Genomic DNA, 4,124 nt, shown 5'->3' with positions numbered 1-4,124 from the left:
GACGAAATCCTCGGCACCTTCTCGCTCTGGCCACAAGATCTGACCTTTGCCAACTATGCCACGATCCTGACCGACGCGAGCTGGTACATGGGTTATGTCAATTCGCTGATCTATGTGGTGATGAACACGGTTCTGTCGATTGCCGTGGCCCTGCCCGCCGCCTATGCGTTCTCGCGCTACAGTTTTCTGGGCGACAAGCATCTCTTCTTCTGGCTCCTGACCAACCGGATGGCCCCGCCTGCGGTCTTTGCCCTGCCGTTCTTTCAGCTTTATTCAAGCGTGGGGTTGTTTGACACGCATATCGCCGTGGCGCTGGCGCATTGCCTCTTTAACGTGCCCTTGGCGGTGTGGATTCTGGAGGGGTTCATGCGCGGTGTCCCCAAGGAGATCGACGAGACCGCCTATATCGACGGCTATTCCTTCGGGCGGTTCTTCGTGAAAATCTTCATGCCGCTGATTGCGAGCGGTGTGGGCGTGGCCGCGTTCTTCTGCTTCATGTTCTCATGGGTGGAACTGCTCTTGTCGCGCACCCTGACGAGCGTCGATGCCAAGCCGATTGCCGCCACGATGACCCGCACAGTCTCGGCGTCGGGTCTCGATTGGGGCGTGCTGGCGGCGGCGGGGGTGCTGACCATCGTGCCGGGGGCCTTGGTGATCTATTTCGTACGCAATTACATCGCCAAGGGCTTTGCGTTGGGGAGGGTGTGATGAAAGGGTTTGTTAACCATAATGCCGTCATCCTCGGGCTTGACCCGAGGACCTCTTCGATTGAGTGCCTCATCGAAGCAGAGAGCGCAGATGCCGACGGACATGTATGTCTACATCGTCACCAACAAGCCACGCGGCACGCTCTATATCGGCGTGACTGGCGATCTCAGAAACCGTGTGTGGCAGCATCGCAGACATATTCTGGACGGCTTCACAGACCGCTACAACCTGGAGCGGCTTGTTTGGTTCGAACCGCACACCAAACCGACCCTTGCAATTCAGCGCGAAAAGTCGCTCAAACGCTGGTATCGCGACTGGAAGATCGCTCTTATCGAACAGTCAAACCCGCAATGGCGCGACCTGTGGCAGGATATTTGCGGCGCATAAATGCAATCAATCTTTCGGTTTTGGGAGGTCCTCGGGTCAAGCCCGAGGATGACAATCAACGAGAATTCGCGTCATCCTCGGTCTTGACCCGAGGATCTCCAACGGCAGAGATCGTCCGGTCAAGCCGGACAATGACGGTTTGCATAAAAGAGAGGCTCTCCTAATGGACTGGATGGCTTGGACACTCCCCACCGCGATCTTCTTTGGGGTCATCGCCTCTTTGCTCATCACCTTCACGGTGCTGGCCATAAAATTCCCCGAAACCCCGCGTGTCGGTATCCTCAGGATCGAGACGACGCGCGGCGATCGGCTCTTCATCACGCTTCTGGGCTCGGCCTTTCTAAACTTGGCCTGGCTCGGGCTTGTCGGCGCACACCAGCCTTATGCGCTGATCCTCTGCCTGATCTATGCCGCGGCGGTGTTTCGCTGGGTCTAGACCGGGACCAATCACAATCAAAGTTCTCATAGGGAGGGAAACCATGAACTTGCGAATGAAAACAACCACCGCGCTGGTGTCGCTGGGCCTGATGGCCTCGCCCGCCTTCGCCGATATGGAGGCGGCGAAGGCGTTTCTCGACGCGGAAATCGGCGATCTGTCATCGCTCAGCCGCGCCGAGCAAGAGGCGGAAATGCAGTGGTTCATCGACGCGGCCCAGCCTTTCTCGGGCATGGAAATCAAGGTCGTGTCGGAAACCATCGACACCCACAGCTACGAATCCAAGGTGCTGGCCCCGGCCTTTACCGCGATCACCGGCATCAAGGTCACGCATGACCTGATCGGCGAGGGTGACGTGGTCGAGAAACTGCAAACCCAGATGCAGTCGGGCGAGAATATCTATGACGGCTACGTCAACGACTCGGACCTCATCGGCACCCATTGGCGCTATCAGCAGGTGCGCAACCTGACCGACTGGATGGCAGGCGAGGGCGCGGATGTGACCAGCCCAACGCTCGACATCGACGATTTCGTGGGCCTGTCCTTTACAACCGGCCCCGATGGCAAGGTCTATCAACTGCCAACCCAGCAATTCGCCAACCTCTACTGGTTCCGCTATGACTGGTTCAACGACGACAAGAACAAGGCCGATTTCAAAGAGAAATACGGCTATGATCTGGGCGTTCCGGTCAACTGGTCGGCCTATGAGGACATTGCCGAATTCTTCACCGGCCGTGACCTCAGCCATCTCGGTGTCGAGGGTGAAGTCTTTGGCAACATGGACTATGGCAAGAAAGACCCGAGCCTTGGCTGGCGCTACACCGACGCGTGGATGTCCATGGCCGGGATGGGCGACAAGGGCGAACCGAACGGCCTGCCGGTCGATGAATGGGGCATCCGGGTGAACGAGAATTCGCAGCCCGTCGGCTCTTGCGTGGCTCGTGGCGGTGCGACCAACAGCCCCGCCGCGGTCTATGCCGTGACCAAAGCGATCGAGTGGCTTCAGAAATACTCGCCCCCCTCTGCCGCTGGCATGACCTTCTCTGAGGCGGGCCCGATCCCGGCGCAGGGCAATGTCGCGCAGCAGATGTTCTGGTATACCGCCTTTACCGCCGCCTCCGTCAAACCCGACCTGCCGGTGATGAACGAGGACGGCACGCCCAAGTGGCGCATGGCCCCCAGCCCGCATGGTGTCTATTGGGAAGAGGGTATGAAAGTGGGATATCAGGATGCCGGTAGCTGGACCCTGATGCAATCCACGCCTGTGGACCGCGCCAAGGCTGCTTGGCTCTATGCGCAGTTCGTGACCTCGAAAACCGTGGATGTGAAAAAGGCCCACACCGGCCTCACCTTCATCCGCGAGTCGACCATTCAGCACGAGAGCTTTACCGAGCGCGCGCCGAAACTGGGCGGCCTCGTGGAGTTCTACCGCTCGCCCGCGCGTGTCCAGTGGTCGCCCACCGGCACCAACGTGCCTGACTATCCGAAACTGGCACAGCTCTGGTGGCAGAACATCGGCGACGCCATGTCGGGTGCCAAGACCCCGCAAGAGGCGCTCGATGCGCTCTGCGCGGATCAGGAACGCGTGCTCGAGCGGCTTGAGCGCGCTGGCATCCAGGGCGACATCGGCCCCAAACTCAACGAGGAAATGGACCCCGAGCATTGGCTGAGCCAGCCCGGCGCGCCCAAGGCCAAGCTTGAGAATGAGGACGAAGAGCCGGTCACGATTGCCTATGACGAGCTGATCAAGTCCTGGCAGTAAAGACACTCATCGGGGCGCGTGCTGCGCGCCCCGGACCCTTCGGTCATCCTCGGGCTTGACCCGAGGACCTCTTCGACCAGAGATCCTCGGGTCAAGCCCGAGGATGACCATTTCAAGCTACGGACCCACCCCATGACCCATATCCTCGCCATCGACCAGGGCACCACCTCGAGCCGCGCGATCCTGTTTGACGAGGGCATGCGGATCACGGCCACGGCCCAAGAGGAATTCGCCCAGCATTTCCCGCAATCGGGCTGGGTGGAGCATGACGCGAATGACCTGTGGTCGACCACAGCGGGCACCTGCCGCGCGGTGATCGAAAAGGCCGGCCTGACCGGCGCGGATATCGCCGCCATCGGCATCACCAATCAACGCGAGACGACCGTGGTCTGGGACCGCCACACCGGGCAGGCGATCCACCGCGCGATTGTCTGGCAGGACCGGCGCACGTCGGACTATTGCGCCGAGTTGCGCGCGGCCGGGCATGAGCCGATGGTGGCCGCGCGCACGGGCCTCTTGCTCGATCCCTATTTCTCCGGCACGAAACTGCGCTGGATTCTCGATCATGTCGCGGGTGCGCGCGACCGCGCCCAAGCGGGCGATCTGCTCTTTGGCACGGTCGACAGCTATCTCATCTGGAAACTCACCGGCGGTCGCGTCCATGCCACCGACGCCACCAACGCCGCGCGCACCCTGCTCTATGACATCCGCAAGGGGCGGTGGAGCAGGACAATCTGTGATCTGCTCGAAATCCCCATGCAGATGTTGCCAGAAGTGCGCGACAGCGCCGATGACTATGGCCACACGCGCGCCGATCTCTTTGGCCGTGAA

General features: G+C 60.5%; 5 protein-coding genes. All 5 read left to right on the top strand.

Annotated features, from left to right (window positions below):
* Positions 1-708: carbohydrate ABC transporter permease (locus tag KBT70_RS18395; protein WP_296637610.1), on the top strand; the 708-nt coding region annotated here is incomplete at its 5' end.
* 90 nt (positions 709-798) lie between these two features.
* Positions 799-1,095 (top strand): GIY-YIG nuclease family protein, encoded by a 297-nt coding sequence (locus tag KBT70_RS18390; RefSeq protein ID WP_296637609.1) that lies wholly within the window; start codon positions 799-801, stop codon positions 1,093-1,095.
* A gap of 163 nt (positions 1,096-1,258) precedes the next feature.
* Complete coding sequence (locus KBT70_RS18385; RefSeq protein WP_296637607.1) at positions 1,259-1,531, top strand: DUF2160 domain-containing protein; 273 nt, start codon at positions 1,259-1,261, stop codon at positions 1,529-1,531.
* 43 nt (positions 1,532-1,574) lie between these two features.
* The gene (locus KBT70_RS18380) at positions 1,575-3,293 is read left to right on the top strand and encodes an ABC transporter substrate-binding protein (protein WP_296637605.1); all 1,719 of its coding nucleotides are present in this window, start codon (positions 1,575-1,577) and stop codon (positions 3,291-3,293) included.
* A 132-nt stretch (positions 3,294-3,425) separates the two neighbouring features.
* Positions 3,426-4,124, top strand: a 699-nt coding sequence (locus tag KBT70_RS18375; RefSeq protein ID WP_296637603.1) for an FGGY family carbohydrate kinase, incomplete at its 3' end; no start/stop codon positions are given.

This window comes from Roseovarius sp., from assembly GCF_018066915.1.
GTDB lineage: Bacteria > Pseudomonadota > Alphaproteobacteria > Rhodobacterales > Rhodobacteraceae > Roseovarius.
The sequence above is the reverse complement of the archived record's forward strand: the minus strand, read 5'-3'. Positions and strand labels throughout refer to the sequence as shown.

Bases quoted from the DNA above. Each gene is read 5' to 3' on its own strand.
- KBT70_RS18390 (WP_296637609.1), top strand. From the start codon at position 799: ATGCCGACGGACATGTATGTCTACATCGTCACCAACAAGCCACGCGGC.
- KBT70_RS18385 (WP_296637607.1), top strand. From the start codon at position 1,259: ATGGACTGGATGGCTTGGACACTCCCCACCGCGATCTTCTTTGGGGTC.
- KBT70_RS18380 (WP_296637605.1), top strand. From the start codon at position 1,575: ATGAACTTGCGAATGAAAACAACCACCGCGCTGGTGTCGCTGGGCCTG.